General features: G+C 69.9%; 33 protein-coding genes and 1 tRNA gene. 11 read left to right on the top strand and 23 right to left on the bottom strand.

The window, feature by feature from the left end; translation table 11 throughout:
• Positions 1-85: 85 nt before the first annotated feature.
• Complete coding sequence (locus tag DOO78_RS23710) at positions 86-1,183, bottom strand: site-specific DNA-methyltransferase (protein WP_207803033.1); 1,098 nt, start codon at positions 1,181-1,183, stop codon at positions 86-88.
• A 241-nt stretch (positions 1,184-1,424) separates the two neighbouring features.
• Between DOO78_RS23710 and DOO78_RS27170 the strand changes: the two genes are divergently transcribed.
• On the top strand, positions 1,425-2,741 hold the full coding sequence (locus tag DOO78_RS27170) for a P-loop ATPase, Sll1717 family (protein ID WP_128080138.1): 1,317 nt from the start codon (positions 1,425-1,427) through the stop codon (positions 2,739-2,741).
• 316 nt (positions 2,742-3,057) lie between these two features.
• Here DOO78_RS27170 and DOO78_RS23705 read toward each other — a convergent pair whose 3' ends face one another.
• Entirely contained in the window at positions 3,058-3,690 is a 633-nt protein-coding gene (locus DOO78_RS23705) for a ribonuclease HII (RefSeq protein WP_111472366.1), read from the bottom strand.
• 101 nt (positions 3,691-3,791) lie between these two features.
• Positions 3,792-4,211 (bottom strand): cupin domain-containing protein, encoded by a 420-nt coding sequence (locus tag DOO78_RS23700; RefSeq protein ID WP_111472365.1) that lies wholly within the window; start codon positions 4,209-4,211, stop codon positions 3,792-3,794.
• Positions 4,212-4,343: 132 nt separating this feature from the next.
• Between DOO78_RS23700 and DOO78_RS23695 the strand changes: the two genes are divergently transcribed.
• The gene (locus DOO78_RS23695; RefSeq protein WP_207803032.1) at positions 4,344-4,763 is read left to right on the top strand and encodes a cupin domain-containing protein; all 420 of its coding nucleotides are present in this window, start codon (positions 4,344-4,346) and stop codon (positions 4,761-4,763) included.
• Between the two features lie 332 nt (positions 4,764-5,095).
• On the opposite strand, the gene DOO78_RS23690 is transcribed toward DOO78_RS23695, so the two are convergent.
• Positions 5,096-6,211: a PA0069 family radical SAM protein gene (locus DOO78_RS23690; protein WP_111472364.1), complete on the bottom strand. Its 1,116-nt coding sequence runs from the start codon at positions 6,209-6,211 to the stop codon at positions 5,096-5,098.
• 87 nt (positions 6,212-6,298) lie between these two features.
• Here DOO78_RS23690 and DOO78_RS23685 point away from each other — a divergent pair, with 87 nt between their 5' ends.
• Both DOO78_RS23685 and DOO78_RS23680 read left to right on the top strand, forming a co-directional pair.
• On the top strand, positions 6,299-6,973 hold the full coding sequence (locus DOO78_RS23685) for a TIGR04283 family arsenosugar biosynthesis glycosyltransferase (protein WP_111472363.1): 675 nt from the start codon (positions 6,299-6,301) through the stop codon (positions 6,971-6,973).
• A 213-nt stretch (positions 6,974-7,186) separates the two neighbouring features.
• The gene (locus DOO78_RS23680) at positions 7,187-7,816 is read left to right on the top strand and encodes a TIGR04282 family arsenosugar biosynthesis glycosyltransferase (protein ID WP_111472362.1); all 630 of its coding nucleotides are present in this window, start codon (positions 7,187-7,189) and stop codon (positions 7,814-7,816) included.
• A 215-nt stretch (positions 7,817-8,031) separates the two neighbouring features.
• Here DOO78_RS23680 and DOO78_RS23675 read toward each other — a convergent pair whose 3' ends face one another.
• The 6 genes from DOO78_RS23675 to DOO78_RS23650 form a co-directional block, all read right to left on the bottom strand.
• The gene (locus tag DOO78_RS23675) at positions 8,032-8,367 is read right to left on the bottom strand and encodes a BrnA antitoxin family protein (protein ID WP_207803031.1); all 336 of its coding nucleotides are present in this window, start codon (positions 8,365-8,367) and stop codon (positions 8,032-8,034) included.
• Entirely contained in the window at positions 8,330-8,602 is a 273-nt protein-coding gene (locus tag DOO78_RS23670; protein ID WP_111472360.1) for a BrnT family toxin, read from the bottom strand. The genes DOO78_RS23675 and DOO78_RS23670 overlap by 38 nt, the downstream gene beginning before the upstream one ends.
• Positions 8,603-8,806: 204 nt before the next feature.
• Positions 8,807-9,898, bottom strand: a complete 1,092-nt coding sequence (locus DOO78_RS23665) for an OmpA family protein (RefSeq protein ID WP_111472359.1) — start codon at positions 9,896-9,898, stop codon at positions 8,807-8,809.
• A 332-nt stretch (positions 9,899-10,230) separates the two neighbouring features.
• Entirely contained in the window at positions 10,231-11,370 is a 1,140-nt protein-coding gene (locus tag DOO78_RS23660) for a 5-(carboxyamino)imidazole ribonucleotide synthase (protein ID WP_111472358.1), read from the bottom strand.
• A complete protein-coding gene (gene purE, locus DOO78_RS23655; RefSeq protein ID WP_111472357.1) occupies positions 11,367-11,891 on the bottom strand; it encodes a 5-(carboxyamino)imidazole ribonucleotide mutase in 525 nt (174 codons plus the stop codon). The genes DOO78_RS23660 and purE overlap by 4 nt, the downstream gene beginning before the upstream one ends.
• 55 nt (positions 11,892-11,946) lie before the next feature.
• The gene (locus DOO78_RS23650; protein ID WP_111472356.1) at positions 11,947-12,147 is read right to left on the bottom strand and encodes a YdcH family protein; all 201 of its coding nucleotides are present in this window, start codon (positions 12,145-12,147) and stop codon (positions 11,947-11,949) included.
• A 133-nt stretch (positions 12,148-12,280) separates the two neighbouring features.
• On the opposite strand from DOO78_RS23650, the gene DOO78_RS23645 reads away from it, so the two are divergent.
• Positions 12,281-12,451 carry a YdcH family protein gene (locus tag DOO78_RS23645; protein WP_111472355.1) on the top strand — a complete coding sequence of 57 codons (171 nt, stop codon included), beginning with the start codon at positions 12,281-12,283 and terminating at the stop codon, positions 12,449-12,451.
• 221 nt (positions 12,452-12,672) lie between these two features.
• Here the strand turns inward: DOO78_RS23645 and DOO78_RS23640 are convergent, their stop codons facing one another.
• A complete protein-coding gene (locus DOO78_RS23640) occupies positions 12,673-13,248 on the bottom strand; it encodes a DUF1013 domain-containing protein (RefSeq protein WP_111472354.1) in 576 nt (191 codons plus the stop codon).
• Between the two features lie 117 nt (positions 13,249-13,365).
• Here DOO78_RS23640 and DOO78_RS23635 point away from each other — a divergent pair, with 117 nt between their 5' ends.
• A complete protein-coding gene (locus DOO78_RS23635; protein ID WP_111472353.1) occupies positions 13,366-13,557 on the top strand; it encodes a DUF1192 family protein in 192 nt (63 codons plus the stop codon).
• Between the two features lie 163 nt (positions 13,558-13,720).
• On the opposite strand, the gene DOO78_RS23630 is transcribed toward DOO78_RS23635, so the two are convergent.
• The 3 genes from DOO78_RS23630 to rpmE form a co-directional block, all read right to left on the bottom strand.
• Complete coding sequence (locus tag DOO78_RS23630) at positions 13,721-14,560, bottom strand: helix-turn-helix transcriptional regulator (RefSeq protein WP_111472352.1); 840 nt, start codon at positions 14,558-14,560, stop codon at positions 13,721-13,723.
• Between the two features lie 131 nt (positions 14,561-14,691).
• Positions 14,692-15,177: an Hsp20 family protein gene (locus DOO78_RS23625; protein ID WP_111472351.1), complete on the bottom strand. Its 486-nt coding sequence runs from the start codon at positions 15,175-15,177 to the stop codon at positions 14,692-14,694.
• A 196-nt stretch (positions 15,178-15,373) separates the two neighbouring features.
• Positions 15,374-15,601, bottom strand: coding sequence for a 50S ribosomal protein L31 (gene rpmE, locus DOO78_RS23620; RefSeq protein WP_111472350.1), 228 nt, complete (start codon positions 15,599-15,601; stop codon positions 15,374-15,376).
• Between the two features lie 445 nt (positions 15,602-16,046).
• On the opposite strand from rpmE, the gene DOO78_RS23615 reads away from it, so the two are divergent.
• Positions 16,047-17,642 (top strand): 2-isopropylmalate synthase, encoded by a 1,596-nt coding sequence (locus DOO78_RS23615; RefSeq protein WP_111472349.1) that lies wholly within the window; start codon positions 16,047-16,049, stop codon positions 17,640-17,642.
• Positions 17,643-17,673: 31 nt separating this feature from the next.
• On the opposite strand, the gene DOO78_RS23610 is transcribed toward DOO78_RS23615, so the two are convergent.
• The 5 genes from DOO78_RS23610 to DOO78_RS23590 all read right to left on the bottom strand — a co-directional run bounded on the left by DOO78_RS23610 (position 17,674) and on the right by DOO78_RS23590 (position 20,985).
• Positions 17,674-18,579: a helix-turn-helix domain-containing protein gene (locus DOO78_RS23610; RefSeq protein WP_111472348.1), complete on the bottom strand. Its 906-nt coding sequence runs from the start codon at positions 18,577-18,579 to the stop codon at positions 17,674-17,676.
• Between the two features lie 341 nt (positions 18,580-18,920).
• The gene (locus DOO78_RS23605) at positions 18,921-19,160 is read right to left on the bottom strand and encodes a hypothetical protein (protein ID WP_111472347.1); all 240 of its coding nucleotides are present in this window, start codon (positions 19,158-19,160) and stop codon (positions 18,921-18,923) included.
• A gap of 364 nt (positions 19,161-19,524) precedes the next feature.
• Complete coding sequence (locus tag DOO78_RS23600; RefSeq protein ID WP_456309954.1) at positions 19,525-19,683, bottom strand: NepR family anti-sigma factor; 159 nt, start codon at positions 19,681-19,683, stop codon at positions 19,525-19,527.
• Positions 19,684-19,794: 111 nt separating this feature from the next.
• On the bottom strand, positions 19,795-20,403 hold the full coding sequence (locus DOO78_RS23595) for a sigma-70 family RNA polymerase sigma factor (protein ID WP_111472369.1): 609 nt from the start codon (positions 20,401-20,403) through the stop codon (positions 19,795-19,797).
• Between the two features lie 78 nt (positions 20,404-20,481).
• Positions 20,482-20,985 (bottom strand): sigma-70 family RNA polymerase sigma factor, encoded by a 504-nt coding sequence (locus tag DOO78_RS23590; RefSeq protein ID WP_111472345.1) that lies wholly within the window; start codon positions 20,983-20,985, stop codon positions 20,482-20,484.
• Between the two features lie 93 nt (positions 20,986-21,078).
• On the opposite strand from DOO78_RS23590, the gene DOO78_RS23585 reads away from it, so the two are divergent.
• Together DOO78_RS23585 and DOO78_RS23580 are read left to right on the top strand one after the other, a co-directional pair.
• Positions 21,079-21,867, top strand: coding sequence for a PhyR family response regulator anti-anti-sigma factor (locus DOO78_RS23585; protein ID WP_111472344.1), 789 nt, complete (start codon positions 21,079-21,081; stop codon positions 21,865-21,867).
• 229 nt (positions 21,868-22,096) lie between these two features.
• The gene (locus DOO78_RS23580) at positions 22,097-22,261 is read left to right on the top strand and encodes a DUF1328 domain-containing protein (protein ID WP_111472343.1); all 165 of its coding nucleotides are present in this window, start codon (positions 22,097-22,099) and stop codon (positions 22,259-22,261) included.
• 286 nt (positions 22,262-22,547) lie between these two features.
• Here the strand turns inward: DOO78_RS23580 and obgE are convergent, their stop codons facing one another.
• The 3 genes from obgE to rplU all read right to left on the bottom strand — a co-directional run bounded on the left by obgE (position 22,548) and on the right by rplU (position 24,276).
• Complete coding sequence (gene obgE, locus DOO78_RS23575) at positions 22,548-23,591, bottom strand: GTPase ObgE (protein ID WP_111472342.1); 1,044 nt, start codon at positions 23,589-23,591, stop codon at positions 22,548-22,550.
• 85 nt (positions 23,592-23,676) lie between these two features.
• On the bottom strand, positions 23,677-23,946 hold the full coding sequence (gene rpmA, locus DOO78_RS23570; protein ID WP_111472341.1) for a 50S ribosomal protein L27: 270 nt from the start codon (positions 23,944-23,946) through the stop codon (positions 23,677-23,679).
• Between the two features lie 12 nt (positions 23,947-23,958).
• Complete coding sequence (rplU, locus tag DOO78_RS23565) at positions 23,959-24,276, bottom strand: 50S ribosomal protein L21 (protein WP_111472340.1); 318 nt, start codon at positions 24,274-24,276, stop codon at positions 23,959-23,961.
• A gap of 249 nt (positions 24,277-24,525) precedes the next feature.
• On the opposite strand from rplU, the gene DOO78_RS23560 reads away from it, so the two are divergent.
• Positions 24,526-24,615 (top strand) — tRNA-Ser (locus DOO78_RS23560).
• Between the two features lie 160 nt (positions 24,616-24,775).
• The gene (locus DOO78_RS23555) at positions 24,776-25,204 is read left to right on the top strand and encodes a hypothetical protein (RefSeq protein WP_111472339.1); all 429 of its coding nucleotides are present in this window, start codon (positions 24,776-24,778) and stop codon (positions 25,202-25,204) included.
• Here DOO78_RS23555 and DOO78_RS23550 read toward each other — a convergent pair.
• Positions 25,197-25,724, bottom strand: coding sequence for an OB-fold nucleic acid binding domain-containing protein (locus tag DOO78_RS23550; protein ID WP_111472338.1), 528 nt, complete (start codon positions 25,722-25,724; stop codon positions 25,197-25,199). The two genes, DOO78_RS23555 and DOO78_RS23550, sit on opposite strands and share 8 nt — an antisense overlap.
• Positions 25,725-25,750 lie beyond the last annotated feature (26 nt).

Genomic DNA, 25,750 nt, shown 5'->3' with positions numbered 1-25,750 from the left:
CCCTCGCAGGCCTGCACGTCATCGCCTTCGTCAGCCTCATGCTCGCCAAAGCCACAGCCGCCTTCGACTTGGTCCGTAACACCGTCTAGCGCGAGCCGAGCATCTCCGCCCGGTACTCGTCGAGCAGGCGCAGCGTCCCGCCCGGCTGCTCGACATGCCAGAAGGCCCAGCCGTTGCAGGAGGGCGCCTCCTGCACCGCCGCCCCGACCTGGTGGATCGAGCCCTGCGCCCGGCCGCAGCGGATCGAGCCATCGGCCGCGACCGTCGCGCTCCAGCGCCGGGCGCGGTCGGTGAGGATGCTGCCGGCCGGGATCACGCCGCGCTCGACCAGCGCGCCGAAGGGCAGGCGCGGCTGCTCGCGCTTGCTGGCCGAGACCAGCGCCGCGCTCTCCGGAATCGGCTCGATCGCGGCGATGCGCGCCTCCGCCGCCGCGGCATAGACCGGGTCGCGCTCGAGGCCGATGAAGCGGCGGCCGAGCCGGCGGGCGACGGCACCGGTGGTGCCGGTGCCGTGGAAGGGGTCGAGGATCACCTCGCCCGGCAGGGTGCAGGCGAGGATCACCCGGTGCAGCAGCGCCTCCGGCTTCTGAGTCGGGTGCAGCTTGGCGCCCGTCTCGTCGCGCAGCCGCTCGGCGCCGGTGCAGAGCGGGATGAACCAGTCGCTGCGCATCTGCAGGTCGTCGTTCAGCGCCTTCATGGCGGCGTAGTTGAACCGGTAGCGGCTCTCCGGCCCGCGCGCCGCCCAGATCAGCGTCTCATGCGCGTTGGTGAAGCGCCGGCCGCGGAAATTCGGCATCGGGTTCGCCTTGCGCCAGATGATGTCGTTCAGCACCCAGAAGCCGAGATCCTGCAGCGCCGCACCGAGGCGGAAGACGTTGTGGTAGCTGCCGATCACCCAGATCGTGCCGTCCTTGCGCAGCACCCGCCGCGCCTCGGCGAGCCAGGCGCGGGTGAAGGCGTCGTAGGCGGGCAGGCCGTCGAAGCGGTCCCATTCCTCGTCGACGCCATCGACCAGGCTGTCATCCGGGCGGCGGAGGTCGCCCTTGAGCTGCAGGTTGTAGGGCGGGTCGGCGAAGATGGCGTGCACGGAGGCCGGCGGCAGGCGCCGCATCAGTTCGATGCAGTCCCCGACCATGATCCGGTCGAGCGGCAGATCGAGCCCGGTCCCCACGCTGTCCCTCATTCCATTGCGGCGCGCCGGCCTCCGTCCTGCCCGGATCGCCCGGATCGGTGCGAGCGGGCGCGACTCCCGAAGAGCCGCCACCATCGCCGCGCCGAGTCGCCGGGTCAACCGAAGCCTGACCGGGTTCGGCCGTTATATCGTCTGGTATAGCTAAATGGGAGCTGGAAGCGCGTTGGAGCCCTGAAACAACATAGGGAACAATAGTCTAAGTATATTGCTTTGGGCAGTCAGCACTGGCAAAGTGTTCAACACGCACCCTAGATTTGCCAAACCTAAAAATACTGAGGGAAGAATGACAATACCCGTGAAAAAAATTAAATTCGGCGAATTAGATGCAAAGAACGAATTGTTTCAGCAGGACAGGTACGGACAGTCGATATTTATGAATTCATTCCAAATTCCACCAAAAATTGACTTAGATGAGCTTAAATTAGGATCTAGGTTCTTTATATATGGACAAAAAGGTTGCGGTAAGACAGCTTTGATGCTGTACATCCAGAGAATTCTTGCTGATTGCGGAGCAAACACACATGTAATACTGTTTAAGTCAGGAATTAGTGAGACTGAGAGGGCTAAAATTGCCGGAAAAATAGATTTTGATTTGATAGATACTAAAAGCGGAATTGATATACAATACAACTACTTAACAAATTGGCTTTGGATGATTTACAAGAATCTTCTCTTTCTTATAAAAGATGAAGACATAATGGATGGGCATGACTACGTCACTTCGCTGAGTAAGCTATTCGGCGTTTCGAAAAATATGCGGCGCTCAGTTTTTTCTGATCTTGCTTTGGGCCCATTAAAACTGGCCGCAAAACTCGGGTTAGCGGCTGGTCCATTCAATGCTGAAATTACCACAGATGTGGAGACTGCAAAAAGAGATATTGATAACAGGGGGCCACAAGAAATTATCGAGATATGCGAGAGATATATAGGGAAAATAATTTTAAGGCCCAGAAACAGATGTATTTTGTTTTTTGATGAGTTGGAATTATTTTGGAATAGGCCAGATCAGCGCGAAAGAGACCTATTTTTGATTCGAGATCTCTTGGCTGCTGTAGCCAGAGTGAACAGGATTATTGGAAATAACAATGCTTCTTTTGTGGTTTATGCTTCGGTTCGCTCAGAAGTTCTTGAAGATGTTAATCGGGTGGGGCCTGAAATCGGAAGAGATATTAATGATTTCGGCGTTCCAGTGCAGTGGAATGCTAGTGTTTCATCGGAAAATCAACCAATACTGAAAATTGTTGAAGCAAAAATTAGCGCTTCCGAAATAGAAGAAGGCATTCTAGTCTCTGATGATCCATGGCAGGCTTATTTTTCTGAAGAAAAAATCTATAGGAAAGATATTAAAAGGCATCTCCTTGACATATCGATGTTTAAGCCCCGACTTATTGTGAGTCGTCTGACTTTAGCGGCTCAATTTAATGGTGATGCACAAAAATTACAGCGAGAGCGTTGCAAGAGACTTTATTGGGATTTTCTCAAGTTGCATGGCGTGAAGTTGAAGAAGAATTGCTTAGCCGATATGCGCCTCAAAAAGTCCAAGGCATAAAAACAATATTTACAAATTTCAAACATGTTTTTCGAATAAAAGATCTTCACGTAAGAATAAATGAAATTAGCAGAATTGATCATAGGATCACGAATGGCTTTCGAGAAAGGGAAGAAATAGTGGATTTGTGCATATCGCTCTACAGAGCTGGCGCAGTCGGCAACAATTTCAAAATAAATAATGGACCAAAATCTGAAACTAGAAATCGCTGGTCTTTTCGGGGTTTAAATGATCCTGTTTTGGATGCTGATTTTATTATTCATGAATCATTGCGGAAGGTATTTCAACTAGGCTATAGTTAAAAATAAATTTTGATCTATGCACTTGTTTGATTTTTCAACCGAGCATTCTCGACCGGCGCATAGCCGCGGCGGTGATGCGGGCAGGGGCCGTGCGCGGCCAGCGCCGCGCGGTGCCGCGCCGTCGGGTAGCCGGCATGGGCGGCGAAGCCATAGGCCGGCCAGCGCGCATCGAGCCGCGCCATCGCCCGGTCGCGCGTGACCTTGGCGAGGATGGAGGCGGCGGCGATCGAGAGGCTGAGCCCGTCGCCGCCGACGACGCAGCGCACCGGGCAGGGCAGGGGCGGCGCCCGGTTGCCGTCCACCAGCGCGAGCCGCGGCGGCGCCGCGAGCCGGGCCAGGGCGCGGGCCATGGCGAGCTGCGTGGCGCGCAGGATGTTCAGCCGGCCGATCTCGGCGGCCGAGGCGGCGGCGACGGCGCATTCCGCCTCGCCCCGCCGCGCCGCCTCGCGCAGCGCCGCGAAGGCGGCCAGCCGTGCCGCGACGCTGAGGCGCTTGCTGTCGTCGAGCAGCCGGGCGAGCGGCGCCGGCACGCCCGCCGGGAAGACCACGGCGGCGGCGAGGACCGGGCCGGCGAGCGGGCCCACCCCCGCCTCGTCGAGCCCGGCGACCCGGCCGCCGGCCTCGCGTTCCAGATCGAAGCTCGGCATCGCCGCCTTCTACCGCGCCCGGCCCGGCCTGGGCAGTGGCTTGCCGGGCAGGGGCTTCGGGGGTGGGGGCTTCGGGGGTGGGGGCTCCGGGGGCAAGGGCCTCAGGCCGGCGAGGCGAGCGGCTTGTCCTTCTCGACGACATAGGTGATGGCCAGGCGCACGCGCGAGACGGTGCGGCCGCCATGCGGCAGGCCGGGGGGCACCTGGAAGCCCTCGCCGGCGGCGAAGCGCTTGGTCGGCTGGCCCTGCACCTCCAGCTCCAGCTCGCCCTCCATCACCACCGAGGATTCGATGCCGGGATGGGTGTGGCGCGGGATCACTGTGTCGGCCGGGGCGTCGAGGGTCATCAGGATCGAGATCTTGCCGTCGCCCGGATAGTCGATGGTGCTGAGCGTCTTGCGGGTGGTGCCGCCCGGCGTCGGCGGCTGCCCCTGGGCGAGGGCGGGGCCGGCGACCGCCGTGGCCACCAGCCCCGCGGCGCTGCAGAGGGCGCAGGCGAGGAATCCGCGACGCATCGCCATGATGGCTGACCTCTCCGGGTGTTTCGATGCCGTCACGCTATGCCGCGCCGCCGCCGCCGTGCAAGCGGCTTGGCCGTGCCGGCCGGCGCGCGCTACGCTTCCCGCGCCAACGAGAACAGAAGGGATGCGTCCATGCCCGACGGAGCCCAGAAGCCCATGCGCCGGCGGCTGACCGCCGACGCACCCTCGCCGCGCTCGGTCTTCCTCGACGTGCCCAACATGCCTTGGGAGGAGACCAAGTTCCCGGGCATCCGCTGCAAGACCCTCTTCACCGACGGCAGCGGCATGGCGACGCTGCTGATGCGCCTCGAGCCCGGCGCCGAGGTGCCGCTGCACGAGCACACGGCGATCGAGCAGACCTATGTGCTGGAGGGGCATTTCATCGATGAGGAGGGCGAGTGCCTGCCCGGCCAGTTCGTCTGGCGTCCGGAAGGCAACACGCATGTCGCCTGGGCCGGCAAGGAGGGGGCGACGATCCTCGGCGTCTTCCTCAAGCCGAACATCTTCGCCGATGGCCGCCCCTTTTTCACCGAGGAGAAGGCGGGGGACTGACCGCCCGCCGCGCCCAATCCGCCACACCCAAGGCCGGCCACGCCCAGGCCCGCCCAGGCTGCCGGCAGGGCCTCCCGCCATGCACGGCACCGGCGCGGGGGGTGCCGGTGCCGTGCACCCCGCCCGGCCGCGCATCGGGGGGATGCGCCCTGGGCGGGATGGCCGGCGGGCCCGGGGAGAGGCTGCCGGCCAGGGGGGAGGGGAGAAGGCGAAGGCGCGCGCCCGGCCCCGTCGGGCCACGATCCGCGCAGGCGGTTCACGGCGCATGGCCCAGCCCGATGCCTGGCCGCGTGACGGCCGCCTTCGGCGAGGCCATCCCGGGCGACCATCCTCTAGAGCAAGGCCAGTTGCCGCGCCGCGCCCTGCGGCTGCGGCGGCGCGAATTGCGAGCAGTCGAGCGGCTGGCTGCGGGCATTGGTCCCGAGCAGGCCGAGCCGGGTCGCCGCCAGCCGGAAGCGCCGCGCCAGCATGTCGGCATAGACCCCGATGCCGGTCTGGCGCAGGCCCCAGCGGCTGTCATAGGTCCGGCCGCCGCGCGTCTCGCGCACCAGCGCCAGCACCCGCGCGGCGCGGTCGGGGACATGCGCCTGCAGCCACTCCTCGAAGAGGGGCGCGATCTCGAGCGGCAGGCGCAGCAGAACATAGCCGGCGCGGGTGGCGCCGGCCGCGGCGCTTTCGGACAAAATCCTCTCCAGCTCGGCGTCGTTCAGCCCCGGGATCATCGGCGCCGCCAGCACGCCGGCCGGCACCCCCGCCTCGGCCAGGGCGCGGATCGCCCCCAGCCGGCGCAGCGGCGAAGCCGCCCGCGGCTCCATCCGCCGCGCCAGGGTCGGATCGAGCGTGGTGACGGAAAGGCAGACATGCACCAGGTTGCGCCGCGCCATCCGCGCCAGGATGTCGAGGTCGCGCAGCACGCCGGCGGATTTGGTGACGATCGTCACCGGATGCCCGAAGCGCTCCAGCACCTCCAGCACCTGCCGGGTGAGGCGCAGGCTGCGCTCGACCGGCTGGTAGGGGTCGGTGTTGGCGCCGAGCGCGACCGGCCGCGGCACATAGCCCGGGCGGCCGAGCTCCTTCTCCAGCAGCGCCGGCAGGTCGGGCTTGAACAGCAGCCGGGTCTCGAAATCGAGGCCGGGCGAATAGCCGAGATAGGCGTGGCTCGGCCGGGCATAACAGTAGATGCAGCCATGCTCGCAGCCGCGATAGGGGTTGAGCGAACGGTCGAAGCCGATATCCGGGCTGTCGTTGTAGGTCAGCGCGCTGCGCGAGCGCTCCCGCAGGAGGGTGGTCGGCAGCGGCGGCAGATCGGACAAATCGGCGAGGCTGCCCCAGCCATCGTCGAAGGCCTCGCGCGCCGTGCTCTCGAAGCGCACCGCGGGGTTCGAGACGGCGCCGCGACCCTTGCGCGGCGCCAGCAGCCCGGAATGGGGAGCGAGACCGTCCGGCATCGGCGTTCCCTTTCTGTTCGTTCACACCTTGCCGGCATGCATCGGGGGCTGTCAAGAACATCCTAGGAACGCCCGGTTAATGCCCCCATGCCCCAGCGGCTGACCATCGTCATCTCGACGCTCGATGCCGCGCCCGGCCTCGGGCCGGTGCTGGCCGCCTGCGCCGAGGCCGGGGCCGGGATCGTCGTCGCCGATGGCGGCAGCCGGGACGGGACCGTTGCGCTCGCCGAAGCCGTCGGCGGCCGGGTGGTTCAGGCGCCGCGCGGCCGCGGGCCGCAGCTCGCCGCCGGCGCCCGGGCCGCGCCGGGCGACTGGCTGCTCTTCCTGCATGCCGACACCCGCCTGCCCCCCGGCTGGTCGGCCGCCGTCCACCGCTTCATGGCGGCGCCGGAGAATGCCGGGCGCGCCGCCTATTTCGCCTTCGCCCTCGACGACCCCTCGCCGGCGGCGCGGCGGCTGGAACGCCGCGTCGCCTGGCGCTGCCGCCTCCTCGGCCTGCCCTATGGCGACCAGGGGCTGCTGCTCTCGCGGCGCCTCTACGACAGCCTCGGCGGCTTCCGGCCGATCCCGCTGATGGAGGATGTCGACCTCGTCCGCCGCATCGGCCGCCGCCGCCTGGCCGCGCTGCCGGTCGCCGCCCTGACCTCGGCGGCGCGCTGGCGGCGGGAGGGCTGGCGCCGCCGCTCCGCCCGCAACCTGCTCTGCCTCTCGCTCTGGTATCTCGGCCTGCCGCCGCGGCTGATCCAGCGGTTCTACGGCTAGGGCGCGTCCCCTGAACATCGGTTCATGGGACGCGCCCTAGCTACTGGTTTCAGGGCATCTCCACCCGTTCGCGTGGTTCCCCCCGAACGGGATCCGCTCTAGCGCAGGCTGCGTCCACAGGGGGTCACGCAGCATGCTCCGTCCTGGTGTCCTGCAGGCATCGTCACGCCTTCGGATGGTCCCCTCCGAACGCGATCCGCTCTGAGCCCGGCGATGCGGGGCGATACCGTCATCCTCTTCGCCCGGGCGCCGCGGCTCGGCACGGTGAAGCGGCGGCTGGCGCGGGAGGTCGGCGCCATGGCGGCGCTGCGCTTCCACCGCGCCCAGCTCCGCCGCCTGCTCCGCCTGCTGGGGCGCGACCGGCGCTGGCGCTGCGAGCTCGCCATGACGCCGGACCGGGCGCGCTGGCCGACGGGGCTGGCCCGGGCCGTGCCGATGCGGCCGCAGGGCCGGGGCGATCTCGGCCAGCGCATGGGCCGGGCGCTGGCGCGGCACCGGCGGGCGGTGCTGGTCGGCTGCGACATCCCGCAGCTCGGGCCGGCGGACATCGCCGCGGCCTTCCGCGCGCTCGGGCGGGCGCGGGCGGTGTTCGGCCCGGCCGAGGATGGCGGCTACTGGCTGGTCGGGTTCGGGCCGCGCCGGCCGCCCGCGCCCTTCGCCGCGGTGCGCTGGTCGAGCGAGCATGCGCTGGCCGACACGCTGCGGAATTGCGCCGGCCATCCCGTCGCGCTGCTGCGGCGGCTCAGGGACGTGGACGACGCGGCGGGGCTGCGGGCGCTGGGCCGGGCGTCCGGAGCGGATCCCGTTCAAGTGGACACACTCGAACGGACGAAGATGCTCTGAAAACAGGAGCCTGGGGCGCTTCCCATGAACCGGCGTCCACGGGAAGCGCCCCAGGCCATCGTGTGGTCGCGGGAGTCATGCTTTCGGTGTGTCCGCCCCAGGCGATCGCGCTCCAGAGCAGATCCCGATCAGGTGGACTCACCTGATCGGGTGAAGATGCTCTCAAAACAACACTCTAGAGCATTTGCCGTGAACCGGCGTGAACGGGAAATGCTCTAGCCGGATTTGCCGCCCTGCCTGGCATTGGCGTAGGCGCGCAGGACGGCATTCACCTTGGTCTGCCAGCCCCGCCCTTGCCGCCGGAAGAAATCCACCAGATCGGCATCGAGGCGGATCGAGACCGGCACCTTCGGCCGCGGCATCGCTGCTTCGGCGCTGCGGTGCCAGTCCCGCGGCACGTCGCGCCAATCGGGATCCTCGGCGATGGCGCGTTCGAGCGCCTCCTCGGTCAGGGCGTCGATCTGGGCGAGGTTCGTCCGACTCTCGCCGCGCGCGGCCATCGCAAGCAGGTCCTCAGCCGAATAGCGCTTGATGTCTTTGTCGTTCGTCACGGCGCGCACTCCGGATCGAGATCAGGCGGATGGTCTCGCCACGCATCGTATACACGGCCGTGGCGTAGCGATCGCGGAGGATGCCCGTTGCTATCCAGCGCTCCTCGCCGTCCTGACCGTCACGCGTCCTGCCCGTCATGTGGGGCTTCGAAAACAATAGGGGAGCATCCACGAAATCGAAGCCGTGCTTCTCGATGTTCCCTTGGCGTTTAAGCTCGTCCCACTCGAACAGCATGGGCAGGCTTATCCCTGAGGCATCGGCCCTTCTCGCTCCGCGCCGGGCAGGATGCCTTGGCGCCTACGGGGTCTCACCCATCGCACCACATAATGTATATACAAACCGGGCTGGCTGCAACCTGATCCGCTCCGGTGGGGGCCGGCAAACGAAAAAGGGCGCCTCGCGGCGCCCTTTCCCATCTCTCCGTGCGGGAGCGTCCGATTACTTGAGGACGATCTCGACGCGGCGGTTCTGCGGCTCGCGCACGCCATCCGCGGTCGGGACCAGCGGCCGCGTCTCGCCATAGGCGGAGACGGCGATCTCGCTGCGCGACACGCCCTGGCGCACCAGCTCGGCCGCGACCGCATCGGCGCGGCGCTGCGACAGGCGCTGGTTGTAGGCCGCCGAGCCGGAGCGGTCGGCATGGCCCGCGACCTCGATGCGCGTGGTCTGGACGCGGCGGGAGGCGCCGGCGGCCTCGGCGATGATCTGCCGCGCGCGCTCGGTCAGCGTCGCCTTGTCCCAGTCGAAGAAGACCAGGTAGGTGCGGGCGACGGCCGGCGGCGGGGCGGCCGGGGCGACGACCGGCGGCGGCGGCGGCGCGGCGTTGAAGGCGTAGCGCACGCCGAGCAGCACGGAGGCGTTGTTGTTGTCCGGCTTCCAGGTGGTGTGCTGGGAGACGGTCGGCGAGACGCGGATGGAATCGTCGAACTTCGGCGCCTGGCTGCCGAGGTAGCGGCCCTCGAGGGTGAAGGCGAGGCCCGGCACCATCGGGCTCATGTCATAGGCGAGGCCGAGGATGCCCTGATAGGCGAAGGCGCCCTCGGTCTGGGTGCCCGCGAAGCCGAAGCGGTTGCCCTTGCGGACCTCGTTCCAGACATAGCCGGCGCCGACGCCGACATAGGGGACGATCGGGCCGCCGATGTGGAAGTCGTAGAGGACGTTCACCATCGGGCCGAAGCTGTCGTAGTAGCCGCCGCCCGGGATGCTCGGCGAGCCCGTCACCTTGAAGCGGCGGATGTCGTTGGTCCGGTAGTTGCCCTCGGCCTCGACGCGCAGCCCGTTGCCGAAGCCCCAGCCGAGGCTGCCGACCGCGGCCCAGCCGACCTCGGCATTGATCCGGCCCTGGCCGGCCACGGTCGTGGTCGGCACGGCGAGCGTGGAGATGCGGGAGCGGCTGTAGTTGCCCTCCGAGTCGAACTTCCAATTCGCGCCCACCCCGGCGCCGACATAAAGCCCGGACACCGGCTGGGCCTGCGCCACCGCCGGCAGCGCCAGCACCGTCGCGGCCAGGAGGGCCTTCCTGAGGGTCATCCTTGTCTCTCCTCGATCCCAAGAAGCGATCCGTCACGCTGCCGGTCCCGCGACGAGCACGGACGCGACGATGCGTGAGCGGAAACTATCACCGTGAACCCACCAATGGCAGACGGGATGGACCATTTCCGCATCAATGTGGCTGGATCGCCACAGCATGGAATGGCAAATTCATCACAGTTGACTAAGGCGTTGATCGGAAACGCCTTGCTGGGAATGCATCTGTGCATGCCGCGATGGGCGCGGGCCTTCGCCGCGCCGCCGCTCCCGCCTCGGGCGGCGCGGCGGGCCGGGAGAGGGGCGCGCCGCGGGGCGGCCGGCCGCGACTCCGCTCAGAGCCCGTCGAGCGCCTCGTCATCCGCCAGTCCGGCGAGAGCGCCGAGCGGCAGCAGCCGGTTGGCGTGGCCGAGCTTGCGGCCCGGCCGCGCCTCGGCCTTGCCGTAGAGATGCGGCACCACGCCCGGCTGCCGCAGCAGGGCCGGCCAGCGGGCGATTCCCTCCGGCCCGACCAGGTTGCGCATGACGACGTCGTGGTGCCGCCCGGCGCTGGCGAGCGGCAGCCCGGCCACGGCGCGGATATGCTGCTCGAACTGGCTGGCGGCGCAGCCATCCATGGTCCAGTGGCCGGAATTGTGCGGCCGCGGCGCGATCTCGTTGCCGAGCAGCCCGCCATCCGGCAGCAGGAAGAGCTCGAGCGCCAGCACTCCGACCAGGCCGAGCGCCGTCGCCACCGCCGCGGCATGGCGCCGGGCCTGCTCGGCCACCGCCGGCGGCAGCCGCGCCGGGGCGAAGCTGAGGTCGAGGATATGGTCGCGGTGCCGATTCTCGACCGCGTCGTAGACCGCCTCGGCGCCGTCGGCGGTGCGGGCGGCGATCGCCGAGAGCTCGGCGGCGAAGGGCACGAAGGCCTCGAGGATCAGCGGCTTCGGCGCCAGCCGGGCGAAGGCGGGCGCGGCGTCCTCGGGCCGCCGCAGCACCGCCTGGCCGCGGCCGTCATAGCCGAGCCGGGTGGTCTTCAGCACCGCCGGCAGGCCGATCGCGGCGATGGCGGCGGCGAGGTCGGCCTCGTCCCGCACCGCCCGCCAGGGCGCGACCGGCACGCCGGCGCGCTCGAGGAAGGCCTTCTCCTGCAGCCGGTCCTGGCAGATGCGCAGCACCGCGACGCCGGGGCGGCAGGGCACCAGCGGCTCGAGCGCCGCGAGGGTCGCCGCCGGGACGTTCTCGAACTCGAAGGTGACGACGTCGACGGCGTCGGCGAAGGCCGCCAGCGCCTCGGCATCCTCATAGGGCGCGACGGTCGCGGCGGCCGCCACCTGCATGCCCGGCCCATCCGGCTCCGGCGAGTAGATGTGGCAGCGATAGCCGAGCCGGGCGGCGGCGAGGGCCGACATCCGCCCGAGCTGGCCGCCGCCGAGGATGCCGATGGTGGCGCCGGGCGGCAGCGGGAAGCGGCTGGCGAAGGGGTCGCTCACGCCGGCGCCTCCGGCACGCCCGCTTCCTGCGCGGCGCGCCAGGCGTCCAGCCGGGCGGCGAGATCGGGATCGGCCAGCGCCAGGATGGCGGCGGCGAGCAGCCCGGCATTGATCGCCCCGGCGCGGCCGATGGCCAGCGTCCCGACCGGGATGCCACCGGGCATCTGGACGATGGAGAGCAGGCTGTCCATGCCCTTCAGCGCGTGGCTCTCGACCGGCACGCCGAGCACCGGCAGCGGCGTCATCGCCGCCGCCATGCCGGGCAGGTGCGCCGCGCCGCCGGCGCCGGCGATGATCACCCGAAGGCCCCGCCCGCGCGCCGCCCGGGCATAGTCATAGAGCCGGCCGGGCGTGCGGTGGGCGGAGACCACCCGGGTCTCGTGCGGCACGCCGAGCGCGGCCAGCGTCTCGGCGGCGTGGCGCATCGTCTCCCAGTCGGAGCGGCTGCCCATGATGATGCCGACCAGCGGCGCCGACGCATCGGACGGGGGCGCCTCGGCGGGCAGTGCCTCGGGGGTCATGGTGGTCTCGGGCCTCTCCCGTGCGGAGCCGCCGGCATCAGGCGATCATGATGCATCAGGCGATGATGTCGGGCAGCAGCCGGCCTTCCAGCCAGGCGATCTCGTCCTTCAGCTTCAGCTTGCGCTTCTTCAGCCGCTGCACCTGGAGCTGGTCGGTCAGGCTGTCCGAGAGCCGGGCGATGACGGTGTCGAGGTCGCGATGCTCGCTCCGCATCTCGTGCAGCCGGCGCAGCAGGGATTCGCGATCATCCAGCATCGGATCGGGCACTCGGCAGTGAAAGGAGGCGTGCATTGCGCCCCCCGCCGCCATTACCATGCCCCCGCGCGGGCGCAACAGCAGGGCCGTGCCGGCCACGTCCGCGCGTCACGCAGCGCAGGGAGAATGCTGGATGAACGTTGCGCCGAGGCTCCGTTCCCTCGAGGAGCGGCATGCGGTCCTTGACCGGCAGATCGGCGACGAGGATGCGCGACCGAGGCCCGACGAGGCCGAGCTCACCCGCATGAAACGGGAGAAGCTCCGCCTGAAGGAAGAGATGGAGAGGCTCCGGCGGGAGGCCTGAGGGCCGCACCCGGCGGGAGCCCGGCGCCGCACCAGGTCCGGTGCGGCGCATCGGCGGCCCCGAAGCCCCAGGCCAGCCTGACGTCGCGGGGTCCCCCGGGCATGACCCCCGGGTATCGTGGCCCCTGGGCACCGTGACCCTGGGCACCATGACCCTGGGCACCGTCACCTCCGGGCGCCGCCCGGCATGCCGCCGGCCCCAAGGCGCCCGGCCGGCGCCGCTCAGGCCAGGCTTTCCTCCTCGGCATCGTGCAGCGGTGGCACTGGCAGGCCCGGCGGGCGCTCGCCGGCGGCGGCGATGGCGGCGTTGAGGTCGGACTGGGTGCAGAGGCCGAGGATCACCGGGTCGCGCGGCTTGATGTTGGCGCTGTTCCAATGCGTCCGGTCCCGCACCTTGGCGATGGTCTCCTTGGTGGTGCCGAGCAGCTTGCCGACCGCCTGGTCGGAGAGGTGCGGGTAGTGGCGCAGCACCCAGGCGATGGCATCCGGCCGGTCGTTGCGCTTCGAGACCGGGGTGTAGCGGGCGCCTTTGCCGCGCGGCTTCGGCACCGGCAGGGAGGAGGCGGAGATCTGCAGCCGCGAGGTCGGGTCGGCCTCGCAGCGGGCGATCTCCTCGCGCGTGAGCTGGCCGTTCAGCACCGGGTCGTAGCCGATGATCCCCTGCGCCACCTCGCCATCGGCGATCGCCTGCACCTCCAGCGGATGCATGCCGACGAACTCCGCGACCTGCTCGAAGGTCAGGGACGTCTTCTCGATCAGCCACACGGCGGTGGCCTTCGGCATCAGGGGCTGGGTCATGAGGCGAACCTTTTCGGGGCGAGCCGGGGAGGGCCGGGCATCCCCGACGCGGCGTCGGCTGGCATATAGAGGCGGCCCCTCACAGGGTCAAAGCCCGCAGGGCACAGGAGAAAGGCGATGATGGAGGAGGAGCGGCCACGCCCAACCACGGGTTTCACGCCGGCGGTATTGGAGGGCCGGGACATCGAGGAGCTGCGGCGCTACATCGTCACCCTGCAGGCCGAGATCGCCCGCGCCGAGGCGGCGATCGCCCGCAAGGAGGCGCATCGCGGCGCCGCCGACGCCTTCTTCCGCAAGCCGGGCGGCTAGGGCGCTTCTCGTGAACACCGGTTCACGAGAAGCGCCCTAGACTATTGTTGTCAGAGCATCTTCACCCGATCAGGTGAGTTCACCTGATCGGGATCTGCTCTAGGTATTTGTTTTTACGAGCATCTTCACCTGTCCGGATGAGTTCATCCGGACAGGATCTGCTCTAGGCCGGGTGGTAGGTCTCGATCCGCAGCTCCCGCAGGGTCAGGTCCTGCGCCGTGCCGAGGGTGGCGATGGTGGTCAGGAAGCGCTGCGTGCCCCCCTCCGGCCGGCGCATCTCGACCGGCACCAGCAGCGGCGCGGCGGGCCCGGCGGGGCGCTGGCGGAGCAGCGACGCGACGCCCGGCTGCGCCAGCGCCTCCTCGAGCGGCGGCCGGCGCGCCGGATCGGCGCTCGGCAGCCGCGCCTCGCGCTGGACCCGGTCGATCAGGGCGCGCGCCACTTCGGGCCAATTGCCGATCAGCCGGCGGGCGCCGGCCGGGTGGCAGAGCAGCCGCAGCAGGTTCGGCCGCGGCGCCGGCAGCAGGGCGAGGCGCGGCGGCGCCGCCCCGCCGAGCCCCGGCTCGGCGCCGCCGGCGAGCAGCGCATCGAGCGCCCCGCCATAGGCCTCGTTCAGCATGACGATGTCCCAGGCGGCATCGAAGGCGACGGCCGGCAGCGGGTCGTGCCGCGCCAGGATCAAGCGCAGCGCGGCCAGCACCTCGGCCATGGCCGGGGCCTCGAGCGGCGTCTCGCGATGCGCCGGGGCGTGGCCGGCGGCGAGCAGCACCCCGTCCGCCTCCCGCGGCGGCACGCCGAGCGCCTCGCAGAGCCGCAGCACCAGGCCCGGGCTCGGCCGCGCGCGGCCGGTCTCGACGAAGCTGAGATGCCGGGTGGAGATGCCGGCCTCGAGCGCGAGGTCGAGCTGGCTGCGGCGGCGGGCGCGCCGGGCGCGGGCGAGCAGGGCGCCGGCCGTGGCGGGGCCCGGCGGCGGGGCGGGCGGGGCGGTCTGGAGGCCGTGCATGCGGCGCAGCCTGCCGCGGCGGCGGCCGCGATTCCATGACCTCCGAGGTCATGCCGGCGGCGCGGCGGGCATGAAAAAGCCGGCGGGGAAACCCCGCCGGCCCTCGTCCGAGGCCGAACCTCGCCGGACGGTCAGGCCGCCTGGGCCTGGCCCTCCTGCTCGTTGGCCGTGGTGATCCGCGGCTGCGCCGGCGGCTTGCCGGCCTGCACCGGGATCTGCCGCGGCTTCAGCGCCTCCGGCACCACGCGCTTCAGGCCGAGCTGCAGCAGCCCGTTCTCCAGCGTCGCGCCCTCGACCACGATGTGGTCGGCCAGCACGAAGCGGCGCTCGAAGGCGCGGCCGGCGATGCCGCGATGCAGGAAGCTGCGGCCTTCCTCCGGCTGCGGGGCGCGGCCGGCGACGGTCAACACGTTCTCCCGCGCCACCACATCGATGTCGCCCGGGCCGAAGCCGGCGACGGCCATGGTCAGGACATAGGTGTCCTCACCGGTCTTCTCGATGTTGTAGGGGGGGTAGCCCTGCGCGTCGCCGAGGCTGCGGGCGCTCTCGAGCTGGCGGGCGAGCCGGTCGAAGCCGATGGCGGTGCGGAAGAGGGGAGAGAAATCGAGGGTGTTCACAGTCGAACCTCCTTGGGAAGCAAGGTCGATCAATGCCTGCGATCCCCAGCCGGAACGGCCCCGATGCGGGCGCCGCGAGGACGGGAACCACGCCCGAGACCCCGGCAGGGCGCCTCGTGCCCCCCTGACATGGAAAACGCCGCCCCCGGCTTCAAGGGGGCGGCGTTCCGAAAAATTCCGCTGCGGGACGAAGGGCTTACTTCTTCCGGGCGCCGATGCCGGCGAACTTCCTGTTGAACTTCGCCACCTGCCCGCCGGTGTCCATCACGCGCTGCACGCCGGTCCAGGCCGGGTGCGACTTCGGGTCGATGTCGAGCCGCAGCGTGTCGCCTTCCTTGCCCATGCAGGACCGGGTCTTGAAGGTCGTCCCATCGGTCATGACGATGGTGATCTCGTGATAATCGGGATGGATGTCGGACTTCATGGCGCGCTCGTGCAGCTTGGCGCAGCCGATACCGACCGGCCGCGGGAAGCTGCGGCCTATAGGCGATGGGCCCGCCCGGCGCAATGCGCCAGGCCCCGCCCGGCGCGAAGCCGGGGACTGGACCGGCGCGGAGCCGGGGGCCGGACCGAGGGGCGGCGCTGATCCGGATGTGTGGCCGCCCGGCCCGCCGCGGGCATTTCCGGGCTGGACGGGCCGGGTGGCCCTAGCTAGGGTGCGCGCCACCATGGCACCGCATGCGCGCATCGCTGGCCTCCTCCGCGGCATCCCCGCCGCCGGCCGCGCGCGCCTGCCCCTCGCCCTCCTTCTTCGACTTAGCCGCCCCTGGGCGTGACGCGCGGCTGACCGGCCGCCACCGCTCAGGGGGACCTGAGGCGCCGCCTGCGCGCCCGCCTGGCTGACGACACCGCTCCGAAGGACCCGATCCATGGCCATCACCCATCCCAGCTTCGGCACGCTGGACGACAACCGCATCATCTTCTTCGACACGACCCTGCGCGACGGCGAGCAGTCGCCCGGCTTCTCGATGAACCTCGAGGAGAAGCTGCGCATGGCCGAGGCGCTGGCCGAGCTCGGCGTCGATGTCATGGAGGCCGGCTTCGCCATCGCCTCGCCCGGCGATTTCGAGAGCGTGCAGTCGATCGCCCGCAAATTCGCCAAGGACGGCCCGGTGGTGGCCAGCCTGTCGCGCGCCAACGCCGCCGACATCAACGCCTCGGGCGAGGCGCTGAAGCCCGCCGCCCGCAAGCGCGTGCATATCGTGCTGGCGACCAGCGACCTGCACATGCGCGTCAAGCTGCGCATGAGCCGCGAGGAGGTGCTGGAGGCGATCACCCGCAGCGTGACGCTCGGCCGCAGCCATTCGGACGACGTGGAATGGTCGGCCGAGGATGGCAGCCGCACCGATCCCGACTTCCTCTGCCGCTGCGTCGAGGCCGCGATCAAGGCCGGCGCCACCACCATCAACATCCCCGACACCGTCGGCTACTCGCTGCCCGAGGACATGGCGCGGATCTTCCGCGACCTGCGCAACCGGGTGCCGGGCATCGAGAAGGTCGTGCTCTCGGCGCACAACCACAACGACCTCGGCATGGCGGTGGCGAACACCGTCGCCGCCATCCAGGCCGGGGTGCGGCAGATCGAGAGCACCATCAACGGCATCGGCGAGCGGGCGGGCAATGCCAGCCTCGAGGAGGTGGCGATGGCGCTGCGGACGCGGCACGACGCGCTGCCCTTCCGCACCGGCATCACCTCCGAGCGCATCCTGAAGACCAGCCGGCTGCTGGCGACCATCACCGGCTTCGACGTGCAGCCGAACAAGGCGATCGTCGGCCGCAACGCCTTCGCGCATGAGAGCGGCATCCACCAGGACGGCGTGCTGAAGGACGCCTCCACCTACGAGATCATGACGCCGGAGAGCGTCGGCTGGTCCACCAACTCGCTGGTGCTGGGCAAGCATTCCGGCCGCGCCGCCTTCCGCGACAAGCTGCGTGCGCTGGGCTATGGCGAGCTCGGCGACAACGCGCTGAACGACGCCTTCCGCCGCTTCAAGGACATCGCCGACCGCAAGAAGGTGGTCTATGACGAGGACGTCGCGGCGCTGGTCGATGACGAGGTGGTGCGCGGCAACGACCGGGTGAAGCTGACCGGGCTGAACGTCTCGACCGGCCTCGGCACCAAGCCCATGGCCTCGGTGACGCTGGAGGTGGACGGCCAGCGGCAGGACGGCATGGCGAGCGGCGACGGCGCGGTGGACGCCACCTTCATCGCCATCCGCCAGGCCTTCCCGCATGAGGTCGGGCTGAAGCTCTATGCGGTGCAGAGCGTGACCGGCGGCACCGACGCGCAGGCGCGGGTGACGGTGCGGCTCGAGGAGCACGGCAAGCTGGTGGACGGGCAGGGCTCGGACACCGACACCATCGTCGCCTCGGCCCGTGCCTATGTGCATGCGCTGAACAAGCTGCTGGCCAAGCGCGAGCGCACCGCGCCGCCGGAGATGCAGGCGACCGCGCTCTCGGCCTGAGCCGAGGGCCCCGGCCAGGGCACCTTCCCGATCAGGGGAGGCCCCCCGATCGGGCGTCGCCCTGGCCGCCCGGGTCCTGCCGCCGCGCCTCGCGGCGCAGCTGGCCCGGGGTGACGCCCTTCCACCGCCGCAGCGCCGCCGTCATGTGGCTGGGGCTGGAGAAGCCGGCCGCCTCGGCGACCTGGGCCAGGGGCATGTCGGTCGTCCTGGCCAGGTGCTCGACCAGCAGCAGGCGCTTCTCGAGGACGTAGCGATGCGGCGACTGGCCGCAGCTCTGGCGAAAGGCGCGCAGGAAGTGGCTGGGCGACACGCCCAGCATCTCGGCCAGGCGCGGGATGGACAGGTTCGCCGAGAGGTTGGCCTGGATATGCTCCACCACCCTGCGCCAGGTGTTGGGGGGAAGCCCGCCGCGGCTCGGCGCGCGGCCCTGCCCCACCAGGGCGGGATGCTCCCGCAGGAGATGGATCTTGAGGGCTGTCAGCAGGGCCGTGAGATAGGCCTCGTTCCGGCGGGGGCCCTGCAGCATCTCGTCCCTGATCAGGCCCGCGATGACCCTGGCCCTCTCGTCGATCGTGCCGAGCTTCGGGGGGTGAAATTCGAAATCGCCCCTCCCGCCCTCGAGGGCGGCGCGTTGGGCGAGCCCGTCCTGGTCGAAGGCCAGCAGCAGGCATTCCTTGGGCGCGATCCAGCGGGCGAAGCAGGCGGCGTCCGCCGGCATGAGCTCCAGCGATCCGGCGGGCGCCTGGATTGTCGTCGGCTGGGTGCCGTTCGGCGCAGCCGCCCGGCAGGGCTGCGGCAGGACCATGACCAGGACCAGATGCGCCGGCGCCGTGAACCGGATCCCGTTCGGCCCGGCTCGGGTCAGCGCGACCGCGCCGCCTTCGATCCGGACCGTTGGACCCCAGGCATCGGGCACGAAGCTCAGCAGGACCGGCATGGCCGTCTCCGGAATGGGGGCCGCGGAGGGCAGCGTGCCGTGGCTTGCCTGGCGAGTTCCGTCAGTGGCGACCGTCCCCGGGGATCATGTGGGAGGTCCGTCCCGGCCGCGACGCGCCAGGTCCCCGGCCAGCCGAGGAGCGATCACGCCCTGCGGCGGGGCGCGCCGAAGGCGTGACGCACGCGACCAAACGCCGCGCTGGACCAGGGTCCGCGAACCGGCGTGAGTGGATCGCGGTCTAGAGCATTTTCCGTTCACTCCGGTTCACGACAAATGCTCTAGCCTCTTGTTTTTGCAGCATCTTCACCCGTTAGAGTGTTTCCACTCGAACGGGATCTGCTCTAGTCGCGCCAGGCCGGATGCTGGAAGGGAGGGAGCCGGGTGCCGGCGGGGCGGATCTTCCGCGGGACGGTGCGCGAGAGTTCGCGGCGCCGGCGCAGGACCGGATCTTCCAGATCAGGCCGGCACCGACGCACGAGCTCGTGCTTCAGCGCCGTCAGCAGCCTTTCCGTGTCCGCGATCTTGGAAAACAACTGGTCCAGCGTAATGCCGGTCAGGCCGAGCAGCTCAGGCTTGTCCAAAGGTCGCCTCCGTCCTGGAGAATACCGCACCTTCCAGTCCGTCTCCGCGGCCGCCTTTCTGGCAGCTTCGCTCACCTTTCTAGAATTCATTGTTGGATCTTTAAAATATCGATAAACGCTCAAATATCAAAGAATGCTCATGATCCGGTCCCGGCGGGAGCGGACCCGCCAGAGGGCCAAACCAGAGGGCCAAAACGCGCCGGCGCCGAGGGGAGGGGGCCTGCGGCAGGGGTCACGCCAGACGCGACTCATCACGCCGCGCGGCGGCCCAAGGCCATGCGGCATGCCCCATCCTCTCGGCCTGGATATCAGGCTGGACCGAGGCCCGGCCGGGCGGGCGCAGCGCGCCGCCTGGCCCGGCCGATCACTGCTGCTGCGACTTGCGGTCGTCCTCGATCATCCGGAGCAGATCCTCCGGGATCGGTTCCTTCGCAACGGTGTCGTAGAGTTGGTGCAGCCCACGCCTGAGCCACAGGTCGAAGGCGTTATCCACCGCCTCGCCCTCCTCATCCGTCTCGGCCATGGCCGGGTTGCTCGGTCTCTTCTGATCCGTCTTGCCCATCGCAGCCGCCGAGAAGGACGGGCAGGCGGCGGGCCGCATCAGGACCGCCGCCGTACTCCGCATCGTACTATATTAGACTGCGGCGCGGATTTCGCCAATCCTAATGACATCGGAACGCTCCGGCCGCGGCGCCTGCCGCTCGGACCGCTCCTCGCCGGTCAGCCAGGTCTGCAGCTGGCGGCGGGCCCGGAACACCCGGCTCTTGGCGGTGCCGACGGCGCAGCCGGTGGCCTGCGCCACCTCCTCGTAGGACAGGCCCTGCAGCACCACCATGAACAGCGCCTCGCGCTGATCGCTCGGCAGCCGGCCGAGGGCTCGGGAGAGCTCCTTCAGCACCATGCGGTCCTCATGCGCGGCGCCGACCGCGAAGGCCGACATCGGCAGGTCCTCGATATCCGTGGTCTCGCGCTGCTTGCGCAGGGTGGAGATGAAGCGGTTGCGCAGGATGCGGTGCATCCAGGCGGCGAAATTGGTCCCCGGGGTGAAGCTCTCCTGCGCCGCCAGGGCGTTGGCCACGGCGTCCTGCACGAGATCCTCGGCCGCGGCGCGGTTGCGGGTCAGCGCCAGCGCCTGCACGCGAAGCTTGGGGAGAAGGGCAACGAGCTGGTTGTGGAACTCGGCGCTGGCGGGGGTGCCGCGCCGCGGCTTCGTCTCGGTGGTCTCCGGCTGGATCCTGGTCATGCCGTCCATCGATGCGTCCCCTTGCTTTCTGATACTGACCAATGATCCCCGGGACCGGAGGGTTGCATCGCGGATCCGTTAACTCGTAACAGAACCGAGAGCGTCCGCGAGCAGCTTCCGCCCGCGCGAGACGCGGGCCTTCACGGTGCCGACCGGCACGCCGCAGACCGCGGCCGCTTCGGCATGCGACAGGCCCTGGGCGCCGACCAGGATCACCGCCTCGCGCAGCAGCGGCGGCAGGGTGGCGAGGGCGCGGGCGAGGTCGCGCATCTGGCCGGGCGTCTCCTGCGTCGGCGGGCTGGGATCCTCCGGCACGGCGTCGCGCAGCCGCGTCGCCTCGCGCTTGCGGGCCCGCAATTGCTCATGGAAGACGTTGCGGATGACGGCGAGGCACCAGCCGCGAAGGTCCTCCACCGGCTCGGCCCGGCTGTCCAGGCTGCGCAGGGTCCGGGCGAGGGCTTCCTGCACGAGGTCGTCCGCCTCGATGCGGGAGCCGCAGAGAAAGCGGGCAAAGGCGCGCAACTCGGGCAACAATCCCGCGAGGGCGGCCCGCTGTCCCCTATCCGTGGCTTGTTCGGTCACCGGACGCTCAATATCAACCGTATCCTATGGCAGCGAGGACGTCGGGCTTGTGCGCCAGATGACAACCCGAAGAGCGGTCGAGGCGCGGGCGAGATGACAGTGATGGATCGCGGGGCGCTGATCCGGGCCCTTCCCTATGCGCGGCGCTATGCCCGCGCCCTGACCGGGAGCCAGCAGCGCGGCGACGAGGTCGTGGCCGAGGCGCTGCGGCAGGTCCTGGCGACGCTGGGCGCCAGCCTGGCCGCGGATGCCGAGGCGCGGGTCGCGCTCTACGGCGCGATCGGCGACCGGGTGCGGGGCGCGGAGTCGGAGTCCGGCCAGGGGGCCGGTCAAGGGGGCGGCCAGGCGGCGGAGGGGGGTGCGGAGATGTCGCTGCTGCAGCGCATGCTGCTGCTGCTGACCGCGCTCGAGGAACAGCCGCTGACGGCCGCCGCCGCCGCCTGCCGCATCCTGCCCGCCGCCGCCGAGCTGGAGCTGCGCCTGGCACGGGACAGCCTGCGCACCGGGGTCGCGACCCGGGTGCTGATCATCGAGGACGAGCCGATCATCGCGCTCGACATCCAGGAGCTGGTGGAGCGCTGCGGCCACAGCGTCGTCGGTATTGCCGCGACCGAGGCCGAGGCGGTGGCGCTGGCCGAGGCGGAGCGGCCCGGCCTGGTCCTGGCCGACATCAATCTCGGCGCCGGGGGCGACGGGGCGAATGCCGTGGCGCGCATCCTGAAGCACCTGACGGCGCCGGTGATCTTCGTCACCGCCTATCCGGAGCGGCTGCTGACGGGCGAGGCGCTGGAGCCGGCCTTCGTCATCACCAAGCCCTTCGACCCGACGACCCTGGCGGTGGCGACCTTCCAGGCGGTGACGCGCGGCGTGCAGCCGGTCTAGGCGCCAGCCCGGCTGGTCTGCGGCCTGCGGTGGGGAACCCATGCGTCGCACCGGCAGGGCAGGGGGAGCGCTGTGCCCTCGCCGAGGCCACGCGATGCCGCAGCCGCGGCCCCGGCGGGACTGGGCCGCCCGCCGATCGCACACCGACCTGTGGCGGCGGATTCGTTGAGCATCGGCAACCGCGGCGCGGAGGTGGCGTTCACCCGCGGCCAACGCTGCGGAGGAGCGCATGCTCTACTGGACCCTGATCTTCCTCGTGATCGCCCTGGTGGCCGGCCTGTTCGGCTTCGGCGGCATCGCTTCCGCCTCCGCCGGCATCGCCAAGGTGCTGTTCACCATCTTCCTGGTGCTGTTCGTGATCTCGCTGATCTTCGGCGTCGTCCGCGGCGTCTGATACGAACGGCCGTTGCTGGTGACCATCAACGGCCCCCATGGGCAGTCCCCCTGGCGCCCGGCGCAACCTTCCGGTTTGCCTGGGCCTGCGCGCCACGGGGCGCCCGGCATGAATGAATCCCTCATGCCGTTGGCATGACACCGAGCGCAGGCCGATGTTGCCGTCCTGCGCCGCAAGCGCTAGGCGCCGCGTGGCCTGGCCTCGCGGCACCGCATGCGACGGGCAGGCCTGCGGCCCGCGCCCGACAGGACGCCGGCAGCCCCGAGGGAGCCTGCCGGCGGCCGCCTCAATCGGCGGCGGCTGAAGGGGAGGGGGCGATCGCTTCCTGCCGCGCCGCCCGGGCCGCGGCCACCTCCACCGCCAGCGCCCGCAGCACCTCCGGCACGCCCTCGCCGGTCGCGCCCGATACCAGCATCACGGGCCGGCCCGCGGCGCGCTCCAGCGCCTGCCGGCGGCTGGCCCGGGCCTGCGGCGTCATCGCATCCAGCTTGTTGAGGGCCAGCACCTCCGGCTTGCCGGCGAGGCCGTGGCCATACTGCTCCAGCTCGCCGCGCACCGTGCGCCAGGCGCGCACCGGGTCCGGCTGGCTGCCGTCGATCAGGTGCAGCAGCACGGCGCAGCGTTCGACATGGCCGAGGAAGCGGTCGCCGAGGCCGACCCCCTCATGCGCCCCCTCGATCAGGCCGGGGATGTCGGCGAGGACGAACTCCTCGGAGGCGTTCAGCCGCACCACGCCGAGCTGCGGGTGCAGCGTGGTGAAGGGGTAGTCGGCGATCTTCGGCCGGGCCGCGGAGACGGCGGCGAGGATAGTGGACTTCCCGGCATTCGGCAGCCCGACCAGCCCGGCATCGGCGATCAGCTTCAGGCGCAGCCAGATCCAGCGCTCCTCGCCCGGCCAGCCCTTGTCGGCGCGGCGCGGGGCGCGGTTGGTGCTGGTCTTGTAATGCGCGTTGCCATGGCCGCCATCGCCGCCGCGGGCGATGACCACCCGCCGGCCCGGCGCGTCGAGATCGGCCAGCAGCGTCTCCTTGTCCTCGGCCAGGATCTGGGTGCCGACCGGCACCCGCAGCACCACATCCTCCGAGCCGGCGCCGGTGCGGTCCGAGCCGGCGCCGTTGCCGCCCTTGCGGGCCCGGAAATGCTGGGCGTAGCGGTAGTCGATGAGGGTGTTCAGCCCCTCCACCGCCTCGGCGAGGACATCGCCGCCCTTGCCGCCATTGCCGCCATCGGGGCCGCCGAACTCGATGTATTTCTCGCGGCGGAAGGCGACGACGCCGTCGCCGCCATCGCCGGCCTTCACCCAGACCTTGGCTTCGTCCAGGAATTTCATGGCGGAGCGGGACCCCAAAAAAGCAAACGGGGGCCAGGAGGCCCCCGTTCCAGCGCGCGGTCGCGGGCTGACGTGATGCGGCGGGCTATTCCGCCGCCTGGGGCAGGGCCTCGACCGAGACGGCGACGCGGCCCTCGGCCTTGCGCTCGAATTTCACGCGGCCGTCGATGGCGGCGTGCAGCGAGTGGGTGCGGCCGACATAGACATGGCGGCCCGGCATCATCTTGGTGCCGCGCTGCGTCACGATGATGTTGCCGGCGCGCACGGCCTGGCCGCCGAAGAGCTTCACGCCGAGGCGCTTGCCGGCGCTGTCGCGCCCGTTGCGGGAGGACCCGCCGGCCTTCTTATGTGCCATCGTCCTGTCTCCTTAGGCCGCCGCGATCTCGGCGATGCGCAGCACCGTCAGGTCCTGACGGTGGCCGCGCTTGCGGCGGTAGTTCTGGCGACGCTTCTTCTTGAGGATGATGACCTTCGGGCCGCGGGTCTGCTCGACCACGGTGGCGGTCACGCTCGCCCCGGGGACGGTCGGCGCGCCGAGGGTCAGCCCGCCCTCACCGCCGAGCGCGAGCACGTCGTGGAAGGTGATGGTGGCGCCGGGCTCGGCCTCCAGCTTCTCGACCGTGAGCACGGCGTTCGGCGTTACCCGGTACTGCTTTCCGCCGGTGCGGATCACTGCGAAGGTCATCGTGCGGCCCCTCCTGGCCGAGCCAGGATTGCGTGCCGAGGCGGCACCGCCCCGGAAGAGTTCTGTGGATCGTCCGGCCGCAAGCGGCCGCCGTCGGCGCAAGGGGCGCCGCCGGGAGGCGGGGCTTATAGCGGCGGCGGCCGGGCGGCGTCAACGCCGCGTCACTGGCTGCGGCCCGCCCTGGCCGGTGGCGGCAAGGCCGTTGCGCCGGCCCGCCGCACCGCTTATAGGGCCGCGCGACCCGCCTGCGGAGAGGTGGCGGAGTGGTCGATCGCGTCGGTCTCGAAAACCGAAGTAGGTGCAAGCCTACCGTGGGTTCGAATCCCACCCTCTCCGCCAGCAGCCTAGGGAATTCAGACTCTTAGGCGGCAGCATCGCCACAGTCCACAATCTGGTCCACAACATCGGACGGCGCTGGCCTGCGACGCGCTGGGACGATGGGGAATAGATCGGCGTGGCCGAACGCTTCAGAGCCTGCTCGCCGTGTTCGGACCCGCCCATGACCCGCTCCTCGCCGATCAAGATCAACCGCGCGCCCGTCCTGACGCTCTGGGCTGCCGTGGTGGCCGAGCGTCTCGGGCACCCGCCCGATACCGCCCTCAGCCTGGCCAGCGCCGTTGCCGGCACTGCGGCCCGGGCGAAGGCGCGCCGGCTCGGCATCTCCGAGGAGAAGGACCATGCTAAGGATGCGCATGCCACCGCCCCGGCGAAGCCGCAGGACACCACTGAGCTGCTTGGACGCAGGATCCGGCTGATCCATGACGGGGACGGCGTGGTCCTGGCGGAAGGCAAGGGGAAGCCGGCGCCGGCAACCGGCTTCGGGCCGGGGCCAAGCCCCGACGCCGGTCCCGATGCGCTGAGCGACGACTGCCGCAGTGCAGACAAGCGCCTCGGAAATGCTCGCCTTCGGGCTGGCGCGGTCACCTGAAGTCCCGGCTCCCCGGCATCCTGATCCGCGCCGGCCGCCGGCTGCCCAGCTCCGGCTTTCTCACCTCGTCGGCCCGCGCCAGCGCCTGCCCGGCCCAGTCGCCGACGGCCTCGCGCCCCGCAGCATCGAGCCGGTCTACCAGCGGCGAGAGGTCGAGCAGCCGCCGGACGATGAGATGGGTGATCGGCACCTCGGCCTCGGCCACCTCGCGCTCGATCCGCCCCTCGGCCAGCAACAGCCGGCCGGCGACCAGGGCGGCGCGGTCGCGGGCGGCGGCGTCCGGGTAGACGACAAGGTTGCCGGTGCCGTGCTCGTCCTCGATGGTGAGGAAGACGATGCCCTTGGCCGAGCCCGGCCGCTGGCGGATCAGCACCAGTCCGGGCAGCCGCAGCCAGGCTCCGCCAGGGCGCTGGTTGAGCTGCCCGGTGTCGTCGTAGCCCTCGGCGTCGAGGAGGGGCCGCAGCAGGGCGAGCGGGTGCCGGCGGAGCGTCAGGCCGGTGGCGCGGTAGTCCTCCACCACCGCCTCGCCCTCCGCCTCGCCCTCCG

This window comes from Roseicella frigidaeris, from assembly GCF_003258945.1.
Lineage (GTDB): Bacteria > Pseudomonadota > Alphaproteobacteria > Acetobacterales > Acetobacteraceae > Paracraurococcus > Paracraurococcus frigidaeris.
The sequence above is the reverse complement of the archived record's forward strand: the minus strand, read 5'-3'. Positions and strand labels throughout refer to the sequence as shown.

Coding starts and splice junctions, on each gene's coding strand:
- DOO78_RS23600 (WP_456309954.1), bottom strand. CDS start 19,683: ATGGCCGAGACGGATGAGGAGGGCGAGGCGGTGGATAACGCCTTCGAC.
- DOO78_RS23665 (WP_111472359.1), bottom strand. CDS start 9,898: ATGACCCTCAGGAAGGCCCTCCTGGCCGCGACGGTGCTGGCGCTGCCG.
- DOO78_RS23700 (WP_111472365.1), bottom strand. CDS start 4,211: ATGGCGATGCGTCGCGGATTCCTCGCCTGCGCCCTCTGCAGCGCCGCG.
- rplU (WP_111472340.1), bottom strand. CDS start 24,276: ATGACCTTCGCAGTGATCCGCACCGGCGGAAAGCAGTACCGGGTAACG.
- purE (WP_111472357.1), bottom strand. CDS start 11,891: ATGACCCCCGAGGCACTGCCCGCCGAGGCGCCCCCGTCCGATGCGTCG.
- DOO78_RS23630 (WP_111472352.1), bottom strand. CDS start 14,560: ATGCACGGCCTCCAGACCGCCCCGCCCGCCCCGCCGCCGGGCCCCGCC.
- DOO78_RS23670 (WP_111472360.1), bottom strand. CDS start 8,602: ATGCTGTTCGAGTGGGACGAGCTTAAACGCCAAGGGAACATCGAGAAG.
- DOO78_RS23595 (WP_111472369.1), bottom strand. CDS start 20,403: ATGACCAGGATCCAGCCGGAGACCACCGAGACGAAGCCGCGGCGCGGC.
- rpmE (WP_111472350.1), bottom strand. CDS start 15,601: ATGAAGTCCGACATCCATCCCGATTATCACGAGATCACCATCGTCATG.
- rpmA (WP_111472341.1), bottom strand. CDS start 23,946: ATGGCACATAAGAAGGCCGGCGGGTCCTCCCGCAACGGGCGCGACAGC.
- obgE (WP_111472342.1), bottom strand. CDS start 23,591: ATGAAATTCCTGGACGAAGCCAAGGTCTGGGTGAAGGCCGGCGATGGC.
- DOO78_RS23690 (WP_111472364.1), bottom strand. CDS start 6,211: ATGCCGGACGGTCTCGCTCCCCATTCCGGGCTGCTGGCGCCGCGCAAG.
- DOO78_RS23645 (WP_111472355.1), top strand. CDS start 12,281: ATGAACGTTGCGCCGAGGCTCCGTTCCCTCGAGGAGCGGCATGCGGTC.
- DOO78_RS23635 (WP_111472353.1), top strand. CDS start 13,366: ATGATGGAGGAGGAGCGGCCACGCCCAACCACGGGTTTCACGCCGGCG.
- DOO78_RS23555 (WP_111472339.1), top strand. CDS start 24,776: ATGACCCGCTCCTCGCCGATCAAGATCAACCGCGCGCCCGTCCTGACG.
- DOO78_RS23615 (WP_111472349.1), top strand. CDS start 16,047: ATGGCCATCACCCATCCCAGCTTCGGCACGCTGGACGACAACCGCATC.
- DOO78_RS23710 (WP_207803033.1), bottom strand. CDS start 1,183: ATGAGGGACAGCGTGGGGACCGGGCTCGATCTGCCGCTCGACCGGATC.
- DOO78_RS23685 (WP_111472363.1), top strand. CDS start 6,299: ATGCCCCAGCGGCTGACCATCGTCATCTCGACGCTCGATGCCGCGCCC.
- DOO78_RS23705 (WP_111472366.1), bottom strand. CDS start 3,690: ATGCCGAGCTTCGATCTGGAACGCGAGGCCGGCGGCCGGGTCGCCGGG.
- DOO78_RS23580 (WP_111472343.1), top strand. CDS start 22,097: ATGCTCTACTGGACCCTGATCTTCCTCGTGATCGCCCTGGTGGCCGGC.
- DOO78_RS23610 (WP_111472348.1), bottom strand. CDS start 18,579: ATGCCGGTCCTGCTGAGCTTCGTGCCCGATGCCTGGGGTCCAACGGTC.
- DOO78_RS23585 (WP_111472344.1), top strand. CDS start 21,079: ATGACAGTGATGGATCGCGGGGCGCTGATCCGGGCCCTTCCCTATGCG.
- DOO78_RS23695 (WP_207803032.1), top strand. CDS start 4,344: ATGCCCGACGGAGCCCAGAAGCCCATGCGCCGGCGGCTGACCGCCGAC.
- DOO78_RS23640 (WP_111472354.1), bottom strand. CDS start 13,248: ATGACCCAGCCCCTGATGCCGAAGGCCACCGCCGTGTGGCTGATCGAG.
- DOO78_RS23680 (WP_111472362.1), top strand. CDS start 7,187: ATGCGGGGCGATACCGTCATCCTCTTCGCCCGGGCGCCGCGGCTCGGC.
- DOO78_RS23650 (WP_111472356.1), bottom strand. CDS start 12,147: ATGCTGGATGATCGCGAATCCCTGCTGCGCCGGCTGCACGAGATGCGG.